At 65.6% G+C, this 21,591-nt stretch carries 15 protein-coding genes; 12 read left to right on the plus strand and 3 right to left on the minus strand.

From position 1 onward, the window contains the following. The first annotated feature begins 27 nt into the window (after positions 1-27). The 3 genes from KUG41_RS05360 (at position 28) to KUG41_RS05370 (ending at position 2,369) form a co-directional block, all read left to right on the plus strand. The gene (locus KUG41_RS05360; RefSeq protein WP_216901842.1) at positions 28-480 is read left to right on the plus strand and encodes a hypothetical protein; all 453 of its coding nucleotides are present in this window, start codon (positions 28-30) and stop codon (positions 478-480) included. A 76-nt stretch (positions 481-556) separates the two neighbouring features. Continuing rightward, positions 557-1,270, plus strand: coding sequence for a heme oxygenase (biliverdin-producing) (locus KUG41_RS05365; RefSeq protein WP_216901844.1), 714 nt, complete (start codon positions 557-559; stop codon positions 1,268-1,270). A 40-nt stretch (positions 1,271-1,310) separates the two neighbouring features. Beyond that, positions 1,311-2,369 carry a glycosyltransferase family 1 protein gene (locus KUG41_RS05370; protein ID WP_216901846.1) on the plus strand — a complete coding sequence of 353 codons (1,059 nt, stop codon included), beginning with the start codon at positions 1,311-1,313 and terminating at the stop codon, positions 2,367-2,369. Between the two features lie 75 nt (positions 2,370-2,444). Here KUG41_RS05370 and KUG41_RS05375 read toward each other — a convergent pair whose 3' ends face one another. Then, positions 2,445-4,523: an acyltransferase family protein gene (locus KUG41_RS05375; protein WP_216901848.1), complete on the minus strand. Its 2,079-nt coding sequence runs from the start codon at positions 4,521-4,523 to the stop codon at positions 2,445-2,447. A 429-nt stretch (positions 4,524-4,952) separates the two neighbouring features. Here KUG41_RS05375 and KUG41_RS05380 point away from each other — a divergent pair, with 429 nt between their 5' ends. The 5 genes from KUG41_RS05380 to KUG41_RS05400 are packed head-to-tail and all read left to right on the plus strand — an operon-like array spanning position 4,953 to position 12,614. After that, entirely contained in the window at positions 4,953-6,770 is a 1,818-nt protein-coding gene (locus tag KUG41_RS05380; RefSeq protein ID WP_216901850.1) for an ABC transporter ATP-binding protein, read from the plus strand. 7 nt (positions 6,771-6,777) lie between these two features. Further along, positions 6,778-9,009 carry a glycosyltransferase gene (locus KUG41_RS05385; protein ID WP_216901852.1) on the plus strand — a complete coding sequence of 744 codons (2,232 nt, stop codon included), beginning with the start codon at positions 6,778-6,780 and terminating at the stop codon, positions 9,007-9,009. After that, a complete protein-coding gene (locus tag KUG41_RS05390; protein WP_216901854.1) occupies positions 9,006-10,157 on the plus strand; it encodes a glycosyltransferase in 1,152 nt (383 codons plus the stop codon). The genes KUG41_RS05385 and KUG41_RS05390 overlap by 4 nt, the downstream gene beginning before the upstream one ends. Continuing rightward, positions 10,150-11,427 carry a glycosyltransferase gene (locus tag KUG41_RS05395; RefSeq protein ID WP_216901856.1) on the plus strand — a complete coding sequence of 426 codons (1,278 nt, stop codon included), beginning with the start codon at positions 10,150-10,152 and terminating at the stop codon, positions 11,425-11,427. The genes KUG41_RS05390 and KUG41_RS05395 overlap by 8 nt, the downstream gene beginning before the upstream one ends. Further along, on the plus strand, positions 11,424-12,614 hold the full coding sequence (locus KUG41_RS05400; RefSeq protein ID WP_216901858.1) for a glycosyltransferase: 1,191 nt from the start codon (positions 11,424-11,426) through the stop codon (positions 12,612-12,614). The genes KUG41_RS05395 and KUG41_RS05400 overlap by 4 nt, the downstream gene beginning before the upstream one ends. Here the strand turns inward: KUG41_RS05400 and KUG41_RS05405 are convergent. Further along, entirely contained in the window at positions 12,517-13,800 is a 1,284-nt protein-coding gene (locus KUG41_RS05405) for a hypothetical protein (RefSeq protein ID WP_216901860.1), read from the minus strand. The genes KUG41_RS05400 and KUG41_RS05405 overlap by 98 nt on opposite strands. Positions 13,801-13,914: 114 nt before the next feature. After that, a complete protein-coding gene (locus KUG41_RS05410; protein ID WP_216901862.1) occupies positions 13,915-14,793 on the minus strand; it encodes a glycosyltransferase family 2 protein in 879 nt (292 codons plus the stop codon). Positions 14,794-15,025: 232 nt separating this feature from the next. Here KUG41_RS05410 and KUG41_RS05415 point away from each other — a divergent pair, with 232 nt between their 5' ends. The 4 genes from KUG41_RS05415 to KUG41_RS05430 all read left to right on the plus strand — a co-directional run bounded on the left by KUG41_RS05415 (position 15,026) and on the right by KUG41_RS05430 (position 21,580). Next, positions 15,026-16,510, plus strand: a complete 1,485-nt coding sequence (locus KUG41_RS05415) for a hypothetical protein (protein WP_216901864.1) — start codon at positions 15,026-15,028, stop codon at positions 16,508-16,510. A 691-nt stretch (positions 16,511-17,201) separates the two neighbouring features. Continuing rightward, complete coding sequence (locus KUG41_RS05420) at positions 17,202-17,675, plus strand: hypothetical protein (RefSeq protein ID WP_216901865.1); 474 nt, start codon at positions 17,202-17,204, stop codon at positions 17,673-17,675. Next, positions 17,672-20,068 carry a UvrD-helicase domain-containing protein gene (locus KUG41_RS05425; protein ID WP_216901866.1) on the plus strand — a complete coding sequence of 799 codons (2,397 nt, stop codon included), beginning with the start codon at positions 17,672-17,674 and terminating at the stop codon, positions 20,066-20,068. The genes KUG41_RS05420 and KUG41_RS05425 overlap by 4 nt, the downstream gene beginning before the upstream one ends. After that, a complete protein-coding gene (locus KUG41_RS05430) occupies positions 20,069-21,580 on the plus strand; it encodes a glycosyltransferase family 39 protein (protein ID WP_216901867.1) in 1,512 nt (503 codons plus the stop codon). The last annotated feature ends 11 nt before the right edge of the window (positions 21,581-21,591 follow it).

Consider the following 21,591-nt stretch of genomic DNA (forward strand, 5'->3'; position numbering starts at 1 on the left):
GTTGGGTTTCTGCTCAGGGGAAACGGCATGAATGCGGCTGACCAGGCCCGATCGGTGGAACTGGCCGCCGCCATCGCCGCTGTGGTCGGTCAGTTCCGCCTGCACTTCCCCGCCGCCCGGGCCAACCTCACCCCCTGGCGCGATGATCCCCTCACCCGGGCCTTCGATGAGCGGGAAAGCCTGGATCTCTCTTTCCACTTCCCCGGCTGGAGTCCCCGCCTCCAGTGCCGCTCGCTGCTGGTGCAGCTGCGGCTGGAGCGGGCGCCCGCCGGCTCCGGTGAGCGGCCCCGGCTGCTGGGGGTGCTGATCCGCGGGCTCACCTACGAATCGGAGCGCTGGCGGCTGGCCACCGTGGGTGACTGGCAGCCCTCGGGTTCGCACCTGCCGGTGGCCGAGGTGGTCGGCACCCTCCAGCAGGTGTGCCGTGAGCTGTTCCATCTCTTCGGCGGCGAGGCGGCCAGCGGGGAGCGAGCCGCGTAATCCTTCGCAACCTTGCTGCACGCCCGGGAAAGCCCCACCTACGTTGGATCGTCTGCCCGCGCAGCCTTCCGAACCCATGTCCGTCGCCCTTGCCTCCCAACTCCGTGAGGGAACGAAGAAAGCCCACACGATGGCCGAGAACACCGGCTTCGTGAGCTGTTTCCTCAAGGGGGTCGTCGACAAGGCCAGCTATCGCACCCTGGTGGCTGACCTCTGGTTCGTCTACAGCGCCATGGAGGAGGAGATCGGCAAGCTGACCGACCACCCGGTGGTCGGACCGATCGCCTCACCCGAGCTCAACCGGCGTGAATCGCTGGAGCAGGACCTGGCCTTCTATTTCGGTGGCGACTGGCGTCAGCAGATCCGGGCCACCCCCGGTGCCCAGGCGTACGTGGCCCGGCTGCACCAGGTGGCCCGGGAGTGCCCCGAGCTGCTGGTGGGCCACCACTACACCCGCTACATCGGCGACCTTTCCGGCGGCCAGATCCTCAAGAACATCGCCCAGAAGGCCATGAATCTGGGCGAACACGACGGCCTGCGCTTCTACGAATTCGACGCCATCGCCGACGAGAAGGCCTTCAAGACCAACTACCGCGCCACCCTCGACAGCCTGCCCATCGACCAGGCCATGGCCGATCGGATCGTGGAGGAGGCCAACGAGGCTTTCCACTGCAACATGAAGATGTTCCAGGAGCTGGAGGGCAACCTGGTGGCCGCCATCGGCAAGGTCCTCTTCGGCTTCCTCACCCGTCGCAGCCGCTCCGGCAGCACCGAGGCCGTACCGGCCTAGGGTCCCCGGGCCGTCGGCGGACGCCGCCACCGAGATCCGCGTGCGCCCCATTCGCTTTCTGCTTCCCGGCACCACCGGACGCTTCAATTGCGGCGGCCTGCTGGTGGAGCTGCAGACGGCCCGGCTCACGGCCCAGCTGGCGCCCACTGAGGTGGTCACCTACCGCCAGCGGGAGCCCGATCATCCCTTCCTCGACGACCTGCTGGAGCGGGAGCCCACGCCCGGAGACGCCCTCTGGATCGTCAGCTGGGGCTTTGATGTTCCCGGCCTGCTGCGGCGGCTGAGGGGGCGCCCGGTGGCCTACCACGCCCACAGCAGCGGCTACGGGTTTTCCCTGCCGCCCGGTGTTCCCGTGCTGGCGGTGAGCCGCAACACCCTCGGCTACTGGGGGGACCGGGCCCCCCGCAATCCCCTGTACCTGGTGCCGAATGCCCTGCAGCCCAAATGGCTGGAGCGGGGCCACCGGCCAGGGGCGGCCCCGGGCGGCGGCAGCCGGCCGATCGATGTGCTCGTGCAGCAGCGCAAGAACAGCCGCTACGTGCTCGAGCTACTGGTGCCGGCCCTGCGCCGGCGGGGGCTTCGGGTGGAGGTTCAGAGCGGCTGGGTGGACGATCTGGTGGATCTGTTCAACAGCGCGGTGGTGGTGCTCTACGACTCCGCCGACTACTGGCGCGGCCGGGGGGTGAGCGAGGGCTTCGGGTTGCCCCCGATCGAGGCCCTGGCCTGCGGCTGTGTGGTGTTCAGCAGCCTGAATCACGCCCTGGCCGACCAGCTGGATCCCGGCCTGGTGGGGCATCAGATCGGTTGCGGCAGCCTGGAGAACGATCTGGAGCGGATCTCCGCAGCCGTGGACGATCCGCAGGCATGGCAGACCCCCGTGAGCGGGGTCACGCCTCTGCTGGAGGCCTGCTCCGAGGGGGCGCTGCTGGAGCGCTGGCGAAACGCCCTTGTGGCGATCGATCGCCACTGGGACCGGTTGCTGCTCTCCGGCTGCACGCCACTGCGATCTCCGCAGCTGCTTCAGCTCCGTTGCCGCCGTTGGCTGGATCTTCTGGCAAGGCTGCGCCGACGCATGGTCCGCCCAGGAAGGGATGGATGAGGCCTGCCGGCATCGCTGACGTCGGGCCCCACCAGGCATCCGGCGCCTTTGGAAAAGGGGCGGTGTGGAGGGCTCTCAGGGCCTCGAACCCTGGGGAGGAGAAGGTCGATCCCGTGGCGACAGCCTGCCTTCCTTCTCAAGCAGCGTCAGGAGGGGCTGCTCCAGTCGATCCATGGCCCCCTCCGCAAGGTGATCGTCGTCTTGGAGAAGCTCGCGCATGGCGGAGAGAGAGCAGCCCTGCCGGCAGATCAGCTTCTCCGCATCGAGGATGTCGACCTGAGGAAGGCGTTCCTGCAGCTGGCTGTTGAGTCGACGCGCCCGCTCCAGATCCTGCGCGAGGTTGGCGCTGCAGTCCCTCAGCACACCTTCGGGCCGGAACCATTCCGGCAGGCATCGATCCCGGTCGAGCAATCTGGGGCCAGCGCCGACAAGCACCACCTGGATCCCTCGCCTGGCCGCAGCCGCCTGGAAGCGGCGCACCGCATCCGCGTAGAGCGCCAGTTTCGCCTCCCCACCTCTGATGGGCCGTCCGGCGCGATCGAGGAATTCGTTCCGCTGGTCCGGGGTGGTGGTATCGCCGAGATGGGAGAGGTGATAGCCCGCGATGATCGCCATGTCGCCGGCCTGGCCGCGCTGCAGCACCGTCTGCTCGGAAAAGGTGTGAAACTCCCGGCAACCCTGCTGGTCGTGGTCCGTGCCGACCTCAGGGAAGGGGCACCCCTGGCGCGCCAGCATCGTGATGGCGAAGCCACGTTGGTGCAGCCGGCGAGCCAGGGGCAGAAGGCTGCTGGCATGACTGTCACCGAGAAGAAAGATGCGGCGAACCCCTGGCTGGGGGGTGTCGAGCTCAGCGGTTGAACAGCTCTGCAGCGTGCGCTCGAGGACGCCGGCATCGATGGGTCTGGAGTTTGGGATCAGGCAGGTGCGACGGTCGATGGAGGTCCCTGGAATGCTCTGGGAAAGGGCCTTCAGCTCTGAGGACTGTGCGGGCTCACCCAGGAAAAGATGACGCCCCTGCTCGCCTGCCGCCGCCACTGTCAGGGGAATGGCCAGCAGGCCGTTGACCCCCACCCCCAGCGCGATGGTCTGCCATGCCGTCCCCGCCCAGCGAATGCGCCGCAGGGGGTTTTCGAGGTAGCGCCAGGACGCATCAGCGAGCACGACCATCAACACCAGCTGCAGCGGAATGGTCCAGCCATGGATGCCGATGGTCCAGCGGCTCAGGGTGAGCACACTCCAGTGCCACAGGTAGAGCGAGTAGGAGATCAGGCCGATGTGGCGGATCCACCCGATCAGCAGCAGATTCTTCACCAGGGACTTCTGCATCAGCGCGCCGATCAGAACGCAACTGGCCGCGATCGTGAGGATCGTGGCCACGGTGGCTGAACTGGCGGGGAGGAACTGAACCGAGATCAGCACCAGCAGAGGTGCCCATGCCGGACAGCGAACCAGCGTTGCCGGCAGTCGATGCCGATGGGGACCGTCGTTCCCGGTGCCATGCAGCATGATGTGCAGAAGACAGCCGGCAGCGATTTCCCAGAGTCGTCCCTGGGTGAGGAAGTAGGCGGCCACATCTCCTGGCTCCTGCATCACGAACCAGCCCAGGGAAAGCAGCCCAATCAGGCCGATTCCTGCCATGTAGCGTCGAATCGTCAGCGACCCGCTTCTCCCCATGCCCAGGAGGAACCAGGCCAGCAGTGGGAAGAACAGATAGAACTGTTCTTCCACGCCAAGGGACCAGGTGTGGGTGAAGGTGTTGTAAAGCGCATCGCTGCCGAAGTAGTCAACGGACTCCTGATAGAGAAAGAGATTGGAAACGCCGAACATGGCGCTCAGGCCCGTCAGCAGGGAGGCCTCCGGTTCCGGGTCGACCATGCAGGTGAGTGCTGCCGTGACGGCCACGAAAACCGCAAGGGCGGGGATCAACCGCTGCACTCGACGGCGATAGAAATCGGCCAGAAAATGGCCCGGGCTGGGATGAAGTCGCTCTCCGGCGCTGCGCAGGATCGATCCGGTGATCACATAGCCGGAGATGGCGAAGAAGATATCCACCCCGAGGAAGCCTCCTGGCAGCCACTCGGGCATGATGTGGTTGATGACAACGGCCGAGACAGCCAGTCCCCTGAGGCCGTCAAGCTCAGCTCTGTAGTTCATCTGGACCACCTTCCGCCGTCTCCGCACCCAGAGACGTCCCGGCGACCTGGCAGGAAAGGGGATCGGAACACTCTTCGCACCTGCCCTGGACCTCCACGAGAGCGGCCAGCCTGACAGAAAGGCCCGTGGCGTGTTCCGGCAGCGATGCTCCATGCCGGTGCAGCCCCCAACGCGCCCGTACAGGCACTGGGCATGGCCCTTCCGGAGGCCGGCTGCCCTCCCATCCTTCAGGGCTGCCGTCGCCACCCCGACCTCGCCATGCCCTCGCTCGCCAGACCGCTTCCCGGGAGTGCAGGCGGGCAAGGCGGGTGGGCAAACGGTTCTCTCTCTGGCCTGTGCGCCGCACTGACAGCAGCCCGTGCGCCAGTAGGTTTCCAAGCCGGGGATCATTGCGCACCAACACCATCCGCGCGGACCTCCTGTGTGCTCATGCCCTTTCGAAGCAAGACCTGGGATCAGCTCCGGTTGCTGTTGCGGGAGCTGCCTCCCAAGCGCCTTCGCCTTCTGAGCTTGGTGCTGCTGGCCTCCGTCTTCCAGGGTCTGCTCGACATGTTGCTGGTGGGTCTGATGGCCCGACTTGTCGGCCTGTTGGCGGGGGTGAAGCTTCAGGATCAGATTCCCGCCATCCGCTTTTTCGGTGGTGGCTTTCTTGATCAGACGGGCTGGCTCCTCGCTCTGCTGATCATCGCCTTCTGGTTCACCTCCGCGGTGAGGTTCGGCGTCGCGATGATGCAAGGCATCCTGAGTGCGGAGATCTGGACGGATCTGGTCAACAAGGTCTACGCAAACCTGCTCTTGCAGCCCTATGAGTTCTTCACGCGCCAGCGCACGTCACACTTATCCGCCCGTTTCAACAGAATCCTGAATCGCATCACATCTACTGTGGTGGCGCCGATGATCACCATTGCGGGAAATGCTCTTTCGTTGATGGTGTTGATCGTTGGTGTCTTTGTTGTCCTGGGCTGGGAGGCCGTGCTGATCTTCGGGCTGCTGATGGGCGCCTATTTGCTCGCTTCCAGGCTGATCACGCCCTACCTCCGCCTCGCTTCGAAGCAGAAGATCCGCTATTCCCGACGAATCAACATGGTGTTGATGGAGTCCTTGCGCTCCATGCGAGATGTTCAGCTGTATTCGGCCGAAAACTTTTTTCTCAGTCGCTTCTCAAAAGACGGGGCTGTGGCCAAGAAGTTCGAGCGACTGGACAAAATTCTCCCCGATGTACCTCGCTACATCATTGAGCCTGCTGCAATCACCATTCTCTTCCTCGTTGGCCTCGCACCGGCGATCATGGCCCAAGACAGCGATGGGGTACGCCAGGCGCTGCCGGTGCTGGCGGCGATTCTCGTCGCCCTGCTGAGGATCTCCTCCCCCCTCCAGACGATGTTCAAGAGCATCAACAAGTTGCGAGGTGGCTTGCCCGAAATCGAGGATGCCCTGCAGCTGCTTCAGATCCGTCCGGACCGGTTGATCCTCTCCTCTCCAGGTGTTCCGAGTCCTGATGGCATGATGCCTCGCCGCTTCATTCAGCTGGAGAACGTGGGGTTCCGCTACAGCGGCAGCGACCGCGATGTGCTCACCGATGTGAATCTGACCATTCCGGTGGGTTCGCGGATCGCTCTGGTGGGCCGCACCGGCAGCGGCAAAACCACCCTGGCCCATCTGCTGCTCGGACTGTTCCGCCCCACCCAGGGCAACCTCACCCTGGATGGGGTGCCTGTCACCGAGGAGGAACTGCCGGCGTGGCAGGCCAATTGCGCCCTTGTCCCCCAGGACATCCGTCTGCTTGATGCCAGCGTCAGGGAGAACGTGGCTTTCGGCCAGGACCCCGACTCCATTGATGATGCCGAGGTCTGGGCCTCTCTGGAAGCGGCCCAGTTCCATGAGTACGTCGCAGAGATGCCCTATGGGCTGTTCACGATGATCGGCGAGAATGGGGTCAAGCTCTCCGGCGGGCAGCGTCAAAGACTCTGCCTGGCACGGGCTTTCTATCGGCAGGCCAGGGTGCTGGTTCTCGATGAAGCCACCAGCGCCCTCGACAACAAGACCGAACACGATGTTCTCCAGGCTCTCGATCTCATCGGCCGTCGCTGCACCACGATGGTCATCGCCCACCGGCTCTCGACAGTCAAGAAGTGCGATCGCATCTATGAAGTCGACCAGGGTCGCATCAAGGCCGACGGCGACTTCAGCACACTGCTCGACATTTCACCCAGCTTCCGTGAGATGACGATGCTGGAACGCCTCTGAGTCCTCGATGGCCGATTTCATTCTTCTGGCCACTGCCGACTGGGACCATCCGCTCTGGACCAACAAGCAGCATGTGGCGATTGCCCTGAGCGAACTTGGCCACCGGGTGCTCTACGTCGAATCGCTCGGTCTTCGTGGGGTTCGGGCCGATCGCACCGACGTTGCAAGGATCCTGCGGCGCATCCTCCGCGGCCTGAGCCCCCCTCGCCGGGTGCGTGAGCGACTCTGGGTGTGGTCACCGCTGGTGCTGCCCGGTGGGACCACGGGCCTGGCGCTGAAGCTCAACCGCCGGAGTCTCCGCTTCGGCCTCGGTCTGGCAAGCTTTCTCGTCGGTTTCGGACTGCGGCTGGGTCCCCGACGTCCCCGCCCCCTGCTCTGGACCTTCAATCCGCTGACAGCGGAGTATTTCCTGTCCCTGAAATCCTTTCGGGGCTCCATCTACCACTGTGTCGACCGGGTTCAGGCCCAGCCGGGCATGCCGGTGCAGCGGATCGATCAGGCCGAACAAGATCTCTGTCGCACGGTGAATGTGGTGTTCACCTCCGCCCCGCGCCTGCAGGAGGCTCTTGCGCCTCTCAATCTCGCCACCTACCTATTCGGCAACGTGGCCGACGCCGATCACTTCGCCAAGGCGCAGCAGGGTTCGCAGTCCTGTCCGAGCGAACTGGCTGGCCTGGAAGGCCCTCTGGTGATGTTCGTGGGCGCCATCGATGCCTACAAGCTCGATCTCCTGATGCTCGAGCGACTGGCGCGCAGCACACCCCAGTGGACCTACGTGCTGATCGGCCCCGTCGGGGAGACCGATCCCTCCACCGATGTGGCCCCCCTTCGGCGGCTCTCCAATGTGCGTCTGCTCGGCAGGCGGCCCTACGCGGATCTGCCCTCCTACCTGGCTCGGGCCGATGTGGCGCTTCTTCCCCTGCAGCTGAACGACTACACCCGGCACATGTTTCCGATGAAGTTCTTCGAATATCTCGCGGCGGGATGTCCTGTGGTGGCCACGGCGATCCCCTCCCTCGAGGATCAGGCCGATGTGGCGCTCCTCTGCGCCCCCAGGGCGGAGGAGTTCGAGCGGGCGATCGCCCTGGTGCTGGCTGGGGGCGGGCCGGCCCTGAGGCAGCGTCTGGAGCGTGCCGGTCTCCACACCTACCGCCGCCGCACCCTGAGCATGCTCGAGGTGCTGGATCTGCATGGGCTGTTGCCCGCCGATGACGCCACCATCGGCAGGCGGCGCCAAACGTACCAGCACCTGCCAGGCACCCTGGCGGCCCAGATCCCCATTGCGCTGGCCGGCCTGCTGGATCGACTGGGGCGGCATGGTCAGGCCCTTTCCCTGCTGCAGCGGCTGCAACAGCGCTGGCCCCGCAATCCCGCCCTGCTGTCGGCACTGGAGCCGCGACTGCTGGCGGCAGGGCAGTACGGCCAGGCCCTGGAGTTGATCGAGCTCCTGTGGGGCGAGACCGCCGATATCGATTTCCTGCATCGTCTGCTGTTCCGACGCGGCGCCCGGCCCGCCGTCAAGGCCGACCAGCTCCGCCTGTTCGCCACCCTGGCGTCCAGCCAGGTGCTGCCGATGCACTACACCGGCTACTGCCGGGTGGTGTCCACCTACCGGGCCGTCGACGTGAAGGACGAGGAGGCGATCCGTGCCAGCCTCTCGCCCCTGGAGTGCCTGCTCGATGCGCTGGAGCAGGATCCCGGCACGTTCCGCTGTCTGCGCTCCAACCGGGAGAACCGTGCCAAGTTGCTGATTTCGGCCCAGCTGGCCCTTCTCCGTGCCCAACTCGGCCTGCAGGACTGGCGGGCTCTGGATGCCTGCGGCAGGCGGCTGATGCGCTGCGTGGAGCGCTACCGGCCGGAGTGCATCGATCCGAACACGGCGGCTCGCATGACCAGGAACATTCTCCGTTGCCTCACCATCGAGGCCCTGCTGGCCTGGGGCGCCTGCGATGCGTCCCGCTACGACCGGGCCATCGACCAGATCCACCGTCTCGCTCGCGCCTGTGAGCTTCCGGCGCTGCAGCCCTACATCGCCTCTGCCCAGGAGGACCACCCCGGCTTCGCGGCCGAGCTGTTGCGCCATCTCGAGCCCTGCCGCTGGGAGGCGTCGTCTCCCGCCTCACGGCCCCCCTTCGAACAACTGGTCGGAGCCATGATCCTCGTGCTCGAACCCCGACTCGACTGGAGCAAGACCGAGAAGGCCAGGCGCACCTTCGGTGGCCTGGCGGCTGTCGCATGAGCTCAGGCCGGCGCATCGCCTTCTATATCGATTCACTGAAACTCGGGGGCGCCGAGCGGGTTCTGCTCCAGTGGGCCCACTGGTGCCGGGAGGCCGGCTGGGCGGTGGTGGTGCTGACGCGGCGGGGAGCCGACCTGGACGCCTATCCCCTGCCGCCCGGGGTGGAGCGCTGGGTGGAGAGTGCCGACCCCGCCTGGCTCTCCCGGCTCGGATGGGGCGCCTTCCCCTGGCGGGTCTGGCGCCTGCGGCGGCGGTTGCAGCGCGGCAGCGTCCGTCTGGCCGTGGGGGTCACCACCCTGCCGGCGGTGAAGCTGTTGCTGGCCTGCCGCGGCACCGCCATCCCCTGTGTGGTGTCGGAGCGGAACTACCCGCCCGCCAAACTCCCCTCCCTGCCATGGCGCTGGCTGCGCCGCCTGACGTATCCATGGGCCGCTCTGCACCTGGTTCAGACGGACACCACGGCCTCGTGGCTGCGGCGCCACTGTGGCGTGCGCAGCCAGTTGCTCCTCCCCAACCCGGTGGTCTGGCCTCTGCCCCGCGGTGCGCCGATGCTGGAGCCTGAGCGCTGGCTGCCGGCCGATGCGCCAGTGGTGCTGGCTGCCGGCACCAAAGCGCATCAGAAGGGTTTCGATCGGCTGGTGCGGGCCCTGCCGGCCCTGCTGCGCCACGTTCCGGAGCTGCGTCTGGTGATTCTCGGTCTTCCCTCCAACCCGTACCACGGGGTGGATCAGCAGGCCTTGCTCCGGGGCCTGCTCGGTGAGGATCCCGCGCAGGAGCGTCTGGTGATGCCCGGTCCGGTCGGCAACATCGCCGACTGGTACGGACGGGCCACCGTGTTCGCCCTGCCTTCGCGCTACGAGGGGTTTCCCAACGTGCTGCTCGAGGCGATGGCCGCCGGCTGTGCCTGTGTGGCGTCCGACTGCCCCACCGGGCCGGCTGAACTCATCCGTCCCGGCGTCGACGGGGTGCTGCTCGGTGTGGATGCCGATGCGCAGGACTGGGCCGATGCAATGGTCCGGCTGCTCAGGGACCCTGACGAGCGCCGGCGCCTCGGCAGCAGGGCCAGGGAGGTGCGGCGGCGTTTCGATGCGTCAGCATTGCGGCTCCGTTTTCTGGGCCGGATGGAGGAACTGCTTGCCGATGGATGACCTCTGGGTGGTGTTGCCCCACCTCGGTGCCGGCGGCGCCCAGAAGGTGGCTCTGCTGGCGGCCGACCACTTCGCGTCCCAGGGCTACAGGGTGCGGGTGCTGACGCTGACGCACGGCCACCCCGTCGCCCATCGGCTGCCCCCCGGAGTGGAGCATATGGACATCGGTCCGGATCTGCTCCACCCGTGGCTCGGCGACTACTGGAACCGTTCGCTGCCGGCCCGTGGCCGCCGCTTCTGCATTGCCCAGCTGATCAAGCTCCGCCGCTGGGTGATCAAGGGGCTTCTCTGGCTGCTCTGGCCATGGATCGAGCGCCGCGCCTGGCCTGGGGAGACGGGGCTGCCGCTGCGGCTCCTCCACGCCGGCATGGCCAGGATCGGAGGCCACAAGCTCCTGCGCCTGAGGGAGCTGTTCGTCCAGGAGCGGCCGCGCCGCGTGCTGGCGCTGCTCACCCGCACGAACATCCTCTGCTGCAACGCCGCCTGGGACCTGCCGATTCACCTGGTGGTGTCCGAGCGCAATGATCCGAGCCGCCAGAAGCTCGAGGGCCTCTGGGCGCGGCTGCGGCTCGTTCACTACCGCCGTGCCGACGTGGTGACCGCCAACACCGAGGGGGTGCTGCGGGCGCTGCAGGCGATGGGGCACTGGCGGCGCCTCGAACTCCTGCCCAATCCACTGCCGGCGGGTGTCGGTCGGGGCGGGGCGATCGAGGCGGTGCCGCAACAGCGCGAGCTTCTGGCGGTGGCCCGCCTCGTGCACCAGAAGGGGCTGGATCTGCTGATCCGCGCCCTGGCCAGCCTGGGGGGGGATTCGACCTGCGCTGACTGGCGGCTGGTGCTGGTGGGGGATGGGCCGGAGCGGGCCGCCCTGGCGGCCCTGGCCGCACGGGAGGGCGTGGCCGATCGGGTGCTGTTCGAGGGATTCAAGAGCGATCCGGTCCGGTACATGGCCCGGGCTTCCGTGTTCGTGCTGCCCTCCCGCTTCGAGGGGATGCCCAACGCCCTGCTGGAGGCGATGGCATCGGGACTGGCTGTGGTGGTGAGCGATGCCTCGCCGGGCCCGCTGGAGATGGTGGACCCTGGCGTCAACGGGCTGGTGGTGCCCAGCGAGGATGTGGAGGCCCTCGCCGATGCCCTGGGCCGGCTGATGGCGGATCAGGCGCTGCGTGAGCGGCTCGGGGCGGCGGCCCGGCAGCGCCTGCGGTCCCTCGACTGGGACGTGGTCGAACCCCACTGGCGCTCGGTGCTGGCGTTGCCGGCGCTGCCATGACGGCCTCCGGCGGTGGAGCTGCCGGCCACCTGCGGCTGCTAGTGCTGGCACCCAGCCGGCGGGCCGCCACCGAGACCTTCGTGCGTGCCAACCTGCAGCGCCTTCCCTTCGACACGATCGCCTGCTTCGGAGACGAGCGCCCCTGGCGGCAGCCGCTGCGGCTGGCCTACGGCCTCGCCATCCTCCTGAGCAAGGCCCTCACCCGCCTCGGCCTGCTGCGCCTGGCGACGCTGCCCGGCTCGCTGGTGGCCTGGCTGCTGATCCGCCGTCACCGCCCCGATGTGGTGATGGTGGAGTTCGGCTTCCATGCCGTGCGGGTGATGGAGGCCGCCGCCTGGAGCGGGGTGCCGCTGGTGGTGCACTTCCGTGGCTCGGATGCCTCCGCCGACCGCCGGGTCAGGGTGCTGAGGGAGCGCTACCGGCGCCTGATGCGCCTCATCTCAGGGGTGATCGTCAAGAGCGAGCCGATGCGCCGCGTGCTGCTTGACCTCGGGGCGCCGGTGGATCGGCTGATCGTGAGTCCCTCGGGGGCGGATGAGCGGCTCTTCCACGGAGCCCAGCCCGCCGAGGCCCCCCCGCTGTTCGTGGCGGTCGGGCGGTTCGTGGCGAAGAAGGGGCCGCTGCACACGATCCGGGCCTTTGCCCGGATGCGGAGCGATCTTCCCGGGGCCCTTGCGGCCGGTTGCCGTCTGGTGATGGTGGGCGACGGCCCCCTGGTCGGCGAGGCCCGCCATCTCGTGGATGCTCTCGATCTCCAGGATGCGGTCACCCTGGCCGGCACCCGTTCCCAGCAGGAGGTGGCGGAGCTGATGCGTCAGGCACGGGCCTTCCTGCAGCACTCGCTTGTGGCGCCCGATGGCGACAGCGAAGGCAGTCCCGTGGCGGTGATGGAGGCGCAGCTGAGTGGTTTGCCCGTGGTGGCCACCCTGCACGGCGGCATTCCCGAGGTGGTGGTGGAGGGGGGCACCGGCTTCCTGGTGGAGGAGGGGAACATCAAAGCCATGGCCGCGGCGATCGGTCGGTTGGCGGTGGACCAGGCTCTGGCCGGGCGGATGGGGGCCGCGGCACGGGATCGCATCACCGCCAGCTTCACGGTGCGCCATCACCTGGAGCAGGTGGCAGGGCTGCTGGAGAGGGTGGCGAAGGATCGTTCGGCCCTTCGACGGCTGCCGAAGGAAGGGAGCTGAGCGCTGTGGCGGCGAGCAGGCCGATCAGCACCTGGTTCACATGACTGGCGATATGGATCGTCGTGGCGATCGCATTCAGTCCGAGGGCCAGATTGATCCCCAGACTGGCCTCCGCCCATGTTGTGCCTCTGGGGCCCAGGGGCAGGATTCCACGCACGCCAGCGAACTGCTTTCGGAGGCCCAGCAGCACCATGGCCACCAGAATCAGCAGGGCAATGATCCCGAGAATGCCATGCTGGCCGCCGATATGGGCCAGGGTGTTGTGGGCATGGCCGATGGTTCCCAGCTCGCCTCGGTAATCCGGAATGTGGCGGCAGATCTGATTGGGCTTGTCGCTGCCGTAACCGATCCCGAAGATGAAGCGGTCCTTGTTGGAGAACATGATCCCAAGCCAGCAGCGTGTCGCCGCCAACCGGTTGAAGTCGGAAATGCGGTTCCTGGCTGCCTCGGGGGACAGCAGGAACCACCACAATCCAGATAGAAAGGGGATGGTGGCCACGAGGAGACCGACCTGCAGTTGCAGCTTCCGCGATCTCCCCTTCAGCCGCAGCGCCGCCCACGCCAGTGCGGCTGAAAGCGGTGGTGCCACCAGGGCTGTGCGCGACGCGCTGCCTGCACAGAGGATAACGCCGCAGATCACTCCGGTCAGACCCAGACTCCGTGCCAGCAGGGAGCGGCTGAGGAGCAGGAAGTACCAGGAGCTGATGGTGAGCATCATCACCAGGGTGGCGAAGCGGCTGATACCGCCATCCCCCCGCATGGTGCTGAGGTAGATCGTTGCGATCGAATCCAGGCTGAAGGGATATCCAGAGGCGGACGCTTCCTGGATGAAGAGGACCACCAGGGGAATGGTGGAGAGGGCCAGCCAGCCCATGGTGGCTCGCCATGTCTTCGGAACGAGCAGAGTTCCGATCACGAAGCCCAGCGCGATCAGCAGGAACTGGGTGGGCCCCTGCACATCGTCGCGGAGCGCGATCGGCCTTGCGTTCACCAGCAGCAGCCCCAGGAACAGGGCCACGTGGGGAAGCACGGGCCCCCTGCGACCACCGTTGGCATATCGCTCGATCAGGGGAACCAGCAGGCGCCAGGCCATCCAGATGACAAGCAGGGCCAGCCCCGTCTCCCGCGTCTTTTTATAGACGTGCAGAGCGAAGATGATCGGAAGCAGCCCGTCGACAGGTTGCACCCGTGCCATCCAGGCGTGGATTCTTTGAAAACGAAGGGGAGAGTTCATGCCCGGCTTGGCACGGTTAGCAGCGTGGGAACGATCGGCAGGGAGACTTATGTCTAGGAAAGGCGTTCAGGCAGTACTGCGTTTGTCGATCATATCCGCGAGCATGGCGAAGATGAAAGTGTTGAGGCTTGACATTGCGAGAAGGATTGTCTTGTCCGTGAGGTTCCCAAGAACCAGCACGTCATAGAGTGCACTGAACACGAATAAAATGACGAGTAGAATCACGATCGGAGTCAGTAGCCTCATGGGTGCAAAATACATGCCAGTGCGACCAATTAACTGCACGAAGCGAAGTGTATCGCGAATTGGTCGGATATGGCTCTTGCCGATTCTATGGGTATAGCTGATTGGCACAAACAATACGTCATGCCGGTTGCGCATCAGACAGATCGTGATCGTTGTAGTGAAGCTGAAGCCGTCGGGCAGAAGCTTCAGGAATTTCAGGGCGACGTCGCGGCGGAAGACGCGCAGGCCCGAGTTCATATCGGGAACATTGCCTCCGCAAAGAAAGGAGACCCAGGGGATGAGGATCATCTTCGGGATCGAACGAAGCTTCGAGTAGGTCGCGTCTTCGCCGATGCGTGCTCCCACCACCATGTCGTGCTCTCTGGCCAGTCTGAGAAGCTCAGGAATCCGGTGGTTCGGGTAGGTGCCGTCGGCGTCGGTGATGCAGATGTATTCGGCATGAGAGCGCCTGATCCCGCTCTTCAAGGCCGCTCCGTAGCCGAGATTGCGGCGATGGTGGACGACCCGCAGGGGCTGACCGGAGTGAGCATGGGCGAGTTCCTCGAGAACCCGATCCGAACCATCCGATGATCCATCATTGACCACGATGACTTCCACATCCTCAGACCCTTCCTGCACCAGCTGGTTCAGGATCTCCTCTACCGTGCTCACCAAAGCGGCCCTTTCGTTGTAACAGGGTATGACAATGCTGGCCAGCATGGCAGGAGGGCTCTCCCTGGAATCACTTCAACATAAGCATGGGGGGATTGGCTCTGGCCGAATAGTGAAGTTTCTTTTTTTCTCTCTCAGCCCTGAGCTCTCCAGATCCGTTACTGATTCATTCATTGTCTGCTGGAGAGATGCCGCCTGCATGCTCCTGCCAGGCAGACAACCCCTCATTGTAGATTGAAATTGTTCGGGGTTTGTAGTGGGGATCCTGGGAATCTACGCCATGTCTGCTCGACTGCGTCTGTCTCTGCCAAAGCCAGTCACGATCCTCTCGTTCCTCGTGCTGGCCCTGAGTGCCGCCCTCGTTTGGCAGGGCTGGTCCGCTCTGCAGGTGGATTCGATCGGCGACGATGCCGGCCAGAATCTTCGCAGTGCCATGAACCTGTGGCAGCACGGCATTTATGGAGAGTCTGCCGACGCAGTCCGGGCTGGCTACCGCCGGGAGCCATTCCCCAACTGGATCCTGGCGGCCCATCTGAAGTGGCTGGCGGGGGTGCCGGCGGGCATCCGCTTCCAAGAGCTCGTTGCCGACCCGCAGCTGTTGAAGAGGTCGATGGCGGTGAACCTCTTCTATCTGATCGGACTGTTTCTTGCCCTTTGGGGATTGTGCATCCGGCTGATCAGCCCTCGGTGGGTGGCTCATCTGGTCGCGATGGTTGTCATCTATTTCAGTTACAATGCCTTTGCCGTAGATGAACTGGGCTCGCTGAATACCGAATTGCCGGCGGCGTTCCTGATCGTTCTCACAAGCCTTGGGCTTCTGCTCCTTCGCCAGAAGTGCAGGATTCGTTGGGCAATTCTGGCGGGCTTGATTTTTGGATGTCTTGTTCTGACGAAGGCTTCCGGTGCCTATTTTGCGGTGTTTCTGCTTCCAGCACTACCATTATTTCTGAATCGCTGCAGAGGCAGATCTGTGGCCCTCGGCTTGTGCGTGGCTCTCGGTTTCGCTTTGGCTGTCCTCCCATGGATGGGCCGCAATCTTGTCGAGTTCGGCAAGCCTGCCATCGCCAAGGGAGGAGGTGTCGTCTTGCTCATTCGGTCAGTTTACGACGAAATGACACCCCATGAATATGCTGGCTCCTTTTACTCCTTTGCTCCTAAGCCGTTGCGCAAGGCTATCTTTGAGCCCTATCTTGGTTTTTCGCAAACGCAATTAAAATGCGGAGGTTCCCTCGAGCGCCTTCAACGGGATCTTTCCTGCGATGAAGAAGCCATGGCTGAAGGTCGATTCGACAACCTCAGGAGTTTCTATCAAGTTGGTAAACGCGGTCTGCCGCGGATGCTCCATCAGGAGGTTGCCCGTAAGAATATCGACAGCTCCAGCGAGGACTTTCTCGAGGCGGCTGCGCTGCGCCGGATTCAGTCGATGCCTCTGAAGCATGTGCTGGTGAGTGTCCCTCTGTCCTGGCGTGGGATGTGGTCGTTCGACAATCGGAGAACCTGGTTCGGTGTTTTGATCAACGGGCTTGCCATGTTCAGTCTTCTGGCCATGCCTTTTCTCGGTATCTTTATGCGAAAGTTCGACTGGGTGTTGATATCTATCGTGGGGGTGGGTTATTTCTTGTTTTATGGGCTTTTCACGCACTTCATCACCCGCTATTCTGAGCCCCTCATCCCTCTTTCGCTGGTCTGTCTGAGTGTACTGTTGCTGGCGATTCTTCGCAGGCTTGGCGTGTACTTTTTTGACCGTGGCGTGGTTCCCTCGTAGTGAGTCCTCTTCTCTGCAGTTCTTCTGCTGTTTTTTCCTGGCTGACGCGCCGATGGACGCGCTGCCTTGTCGCTCCTCTTGGCCTTCAGCGTGGGAATTCCGATCGTGGCCCCAACCATGGCGTTAGGTGAGATCCACGCGGAAGTGGTTGATGGCGATGCATGAGCGAATCTTCAGGCTGACCTTAATCTCCCTGTGGGGGCGTCTATGGTTTCACTGCCGACTCCCATTTCTTCAGCTAAAGTAGAGTGCCAATTCCGATCTGGGTTGCTGCGGACCTGTTGTCCTTGTGAGGGTTGTCCTTGAGAGAGTTATCCTTGCGAGGTCAGGCTGACTTGCGGATTCCTTCGATCAGTTCGTTCCCAGCCTCTCCTGAATTGTTGCTGCGCTGCTTTTCAATCTGGTTTTTGTCAGCTTCCTTCCTGTTGCTCTCTGGCTGAGCTGCAGCTTTCTGGTTGGCCTTTCTGGCTTTCGTAGATCATCGCTTCCCTGCTCGCCTTCGGAGCGTCGAAGTCCCTTCATTTCCAACAACTCGGTAGCTTCAAGGCGGAGGTTCCTTTGGGGTCTTCCTTGGCTTTGTGGTGCCGCTGCTGATCCTCCTGCGGCGCTTCACTTTGCTTCCTCACACCTTGGCGGCTGGGGGGCCTCCCTTGTCACCTTCACCAACGCATCTGGACAGGACGTTCTCCTGGTGGCCGTGCCGATTCTGCTGGAGCTGCTGTTCAGGGTGGAAGATCGTCCGCTTCGCGCCGCCGTTGCCCGGGCCGGCTCTTCACTCCTCGGTCTGTGCCTTCTTCTCCTGGCCAGGGCGATCCCCAACTACCCCCTCTTCCACGATTTCGCCTTCGCCCGTGATGGCGCCGATAGTCTCATGATGTGCTCCTCCCCCTCTCCCAGCTGCTGGTCTCGACGACTGGAGGAAGGTTCTGTTGATGGCCTGGCCATGATCTCCCTGCGGGTTCTTGCGGCTCTTGACTGGTGGTCGCGAGGGCCGGATTGGGTCCTGATTCCCCTGGTGGGGGCGGGCGATTTCATCTTCCATGCCTCCCTCACCCGCTGTTCGGCCCCGCTCATCTCCCTTGCCCTGCTCTCGCTCACCCTGCTGACCTTCCTTCATCCACTGCGCCGCCTGCCAGGGGTGGTGCGCAAGACTGTTGAGCGATGAGCTTTCTCGCCGGTCTCAACGACGCCCAGCGCCAGGCGGTGGATCACCACGCCGGCCCCTTGCTGGTCGTCGCCGGCGCCGGCAGCGGCAAGACCAGGGCCCTCACCCACCGCATCGCCCATCTGATCGGGCACCACGGGGTCGACCCCGCCGATCTGCTCGCGGTCACCTTCACCAACAAGGCCGCCCGGGAGATGAAGGAGCGGCTGGAGCTGCTCCTGGCCAGGCGGCTGGCGGAGAGCCAGTTCGGCCAGCCCTGGGGCACCCTGTCGCCTCAGCAGCAGAAGCAGCTGCGCAGCCGCATCTACCGGGAGGTGACACGGGAGCTGTGGATCGGTACCTTCCACGCCCTCTTCGCCCGGTTGCTGCGCTTCGACATCGACAAGTTCCGGGACCCCGATGGCCTCCGCTGGACCCGGCAGTTCTCGATCTACGACGAGAGCGACGCCCAGAGCCTGGTCAAGGAGATCGTGACTCAGGATCTGCAGCTTGATCCCAAGCGCTTCGATCCGAAGAAGGTCCGCTGGGCGATCAGCAATGCCAAGAACCAGGGGTGGCTTCCCGAGCAGCTGGAAGCTGAGGCCCAGGGCCAGCGGGACCGCAAGGTGGCCGAGGCCTACCGGCTCTACCGCCGCGCCCTGGCGGCCAACAACGCCCTCGACTTCGACGATCTCCTGCTCCTGCCCGTGCAGCTTCTCCAGCAGAACGAGCAGGTGCGCAACTACTGGCATCGCCGTTTCCGGCACGTGCTCGTCGACGAATACCAGGACACGAACCGCACCCAGTACGACCTGATCAAGCTCCTGGTGACCGACGGCCGTGACCCCGCCGCCTTCACGGCCTGGGAGGGCCGTTCCGTCTTCGTGGTGGGCGATGCCGACCAGAGCATCTACAGCTTCCGGGCTGCCGACTTCACGATCCTGATGGGCTTCCAGGACGATTTCGGCGACGGTGCCACCGATGACCAGACCCGCACGATGGTGAAGCTCGAGGAGAACTACCGCTCCACCGCCACCATCCTCGAGGCGGCCAATGCCCTGATCGCCCACAACAGCGAGCGCATCGACAAGGTGCTGCGCCCCACCCGGGGTGAGGGCGAGCCGATCATGCTCACCCGCTGCGACGACGAGATCGCCGAGGCCGAGGCGGTGGTGCATCGCATGCGCATGCTCGAGGCGGCCCACCCCGAGCTGCGCTGGGGCGACATGGCGGTGCTCTATCGCACCAACGCCCAGTCCCGCGCCCTCGAGGAATCCCTGGTGCGCTGGGGCCTGCCCTACCTGGTGGTGGGTGGACTGCGCTTCTATGACCGCCGCGAGATCAAGGACGTGCTGGCCTACCTGCGGCTGCTCGTCAATCCCGCCGACACGGTGAGCCTGCTGCGGGTGCTCAACGTGCCGCGCCGGGGGATCGGCAAGACGACGGTGCAGCGCCTCACCGATGCCTCCAGCCAGCTGGGGGTGCCGCTCTGGGAAGTGGTGAGCGACCCGGAGGCGGTGCGCTCCCTTGGGGGGCGCAGCGCCAGGGGCCTGCTGCAGTTCTGTGAACTGATCAACGACCTCGCCCGCCGGGCCCAGGAGGCTCCCCCCGCCGAACTGGTCCAGCGGGTGATGGAGCAGAGCGGCTACGTGGCGGAACTCATCGCCGAGGCCAGCGACGAGTCTGAGGAGCGTCGCCGCAACCTGCAGGAACTGGTGAACGCCGCACTGCAGTACCAGGAGGAGAACGAGGAGGGCAGCCTCGAGGGGTTCCTGGCCACCGCCGCCCTGGCCAGCGATGCCGACAGCAAGGACACCGCCGCCGACCGGGTGACGCTGATGACTCTGCATGCCAGCAAGGGGCTCGAGTTTCCGGTGGTCTTCCTGGTGGGTCTGGAGCAGGGCCTCTTCCCCAGCTATCGCTCCCTCGAGAACCCGGCCGCCCTGGAAGAGGAGCGGCGGCTCTGCTACGTGGGCCTGACCCGGGCGAAGGAGCGCCTCTTTCTTTCCCACGCCAGCGAACGGCGTCTCTGGGGGGGCATGCGAGAGCCCGCCGTGCCCTCGGTGTTCCTCTCCGAGCTCCCCGGCGAACTGCTCCAGGGTGACGTGCCCGGCAGCGGCGGCGCGGCCCTGAGGCGCGAGCAGCGGCTTGAGCGCCTCACCCGCGTCGATCGCGAGGAGAGCCGACGCGTCCAGGCCGGAGGCGCCGGCGGCAGTCCCGCCAACGCCGTGCGCCGGCGGATCCCCGCCCGCGATTGGGCCGTGGGGGACCGGCTCTGCCATGCGGTCTTCGGTGAGGGCGAGGTGACCCACCTGTTCGGCTCCGGGGAGCGGGTCTCGATCGCCGTCAAGTTCGCCGGCATGGGGCCGAAGATCCTTGACCCCCGCCTGGCGCCGATCGAGCCGCTGGCCTGAATGACGACCGGACGCCTCGAGGGAAACCGCTGGTGGTTGCTGCTGGCCATCGCGGTGGCGGTCCTCTTCGCGCTGCGCGCCCTGGCGCTCATTGATGCCACCAGCCTCTGGGGCGATGAGCTGAGCAGTGCCCGCAAGGCATTCCAGCCCTCCCTGGGCTTCCTGCTCGACTACCTGCGCGAGGACACCCATCCCCCCCTCTACTACCTGCTGCTGTGGGCCTGCGGCCGCATCGGCCCGCAGACCGCAGCAGCGCTGCGGGCGTTCTCGTGGATCGCCTACCTGCTGGGGGGGATCACGATCACTGCCCTGGTGGCGCGCATCGCCGTTCCCCTGCCCCTTGCACGCAGGCGGCTGGCGATCGGCAGCGCCGTCCTGCTGGCCTTCTGCAGCCCCTTCCCTGTCCGCTTTTCGATCGAGGGGAAGGGGTACTCCCTGCTGGTGCTGGGCGTGGCGCTTTCGCTGCTGTGCCGCTGCCGCTGGCTGGACGGTGGGCGGCGCCTCGGTCTGCTCGCCTATGGCGGCAGCATCGCCGCGGCGTCCCTGACCCACTACTACGGCCTCTTCCACGGCCTCTGCCTGGCGGGCTGGGACCTCTGGCGGTTCCTCAGGTCCGGTGACCGGCGTCGTCCGCCCCTGGTGGCCACCGCGGTGGTGGGGGTGCTGCCCAGCCTCGGCTGGATCTGGTACAGCAGGCGATATCTCCTCTCCGGCGGCGAGGCGGGCAGCTGGATCGGCCGCCCGGACTGGGCTCTGGTGGAGGACACCCTGGCCCGGCTGCTCGGGCCCGCTCCCCTGCTGAAGCTGGCCGTGATCGCCCTCGGCTGCTGGGCCTGGCGGCGCCTGTGCCGCCGCCCCGGCGGCGAGGAGGCGCTGGCACCGCCGCCGGGCTGGCTCGATGCCGGCGGCGTCCTCCCGGCCGTCCTGCTGGTCGTGGGGGTGGTGGGAGTGTCCTTCTTCAAGCCGCTTGCCTTCGCCCGCTACTTCGTGGTGGTGCTGCCGGCGCTGGTGGTGGCTGTCTCCGTGGGGCTGGCAGTGCAGCCGGTGCCATTGCCCGGCTGGCCCCGCCGCGCCGCCGTCGCGGCAGTGGTGCTGACGGTGGTGCTGTTCTGGCATGACGCCTTTCTTACCCTGGACCCCGCCGGCGTCTTCCGCGGCTCCCGCGAGCAGAACGACTTCCGCAGCATCGTGCTGCTCACCCGGGAGGAGCCGCTGCGGTTCTCCCCCCGTCCCCACCACTTCCGCACCGCCGAACAGCTGCTGGTGAACCGGGGAACGCTGGCGCGGCCCGGCAGTCCCTGGCGGCACAACAGCGAACTGGAGGCGCTGCTGGCGGCAGAGGATCCGCCGGCCCACTTCGTCCTGGCTGCGACCAGCGGTCCGCGCTCGGTGCAGCGGCGTGTCGCCGCAACGCTCGAGCAGGTGGAAGCGCTGGGCTACCGCTGCCGCCGCCGCCTGCCGGACAGACCCCATATCCGCCTGCTCGTGTGCAAGCCGGAGGGGGCCCCCTAGCCTCGGGCAGC

The organism is Synechococcus sp. CCY 9618 (genome assembly GCF_019038415.1).
Taxonomy (GTDB): Bacteria; Cyanobacteriota; Cyanobacteriia; order PCC-6307; family Cyanobiaceae; genus Cyanobium.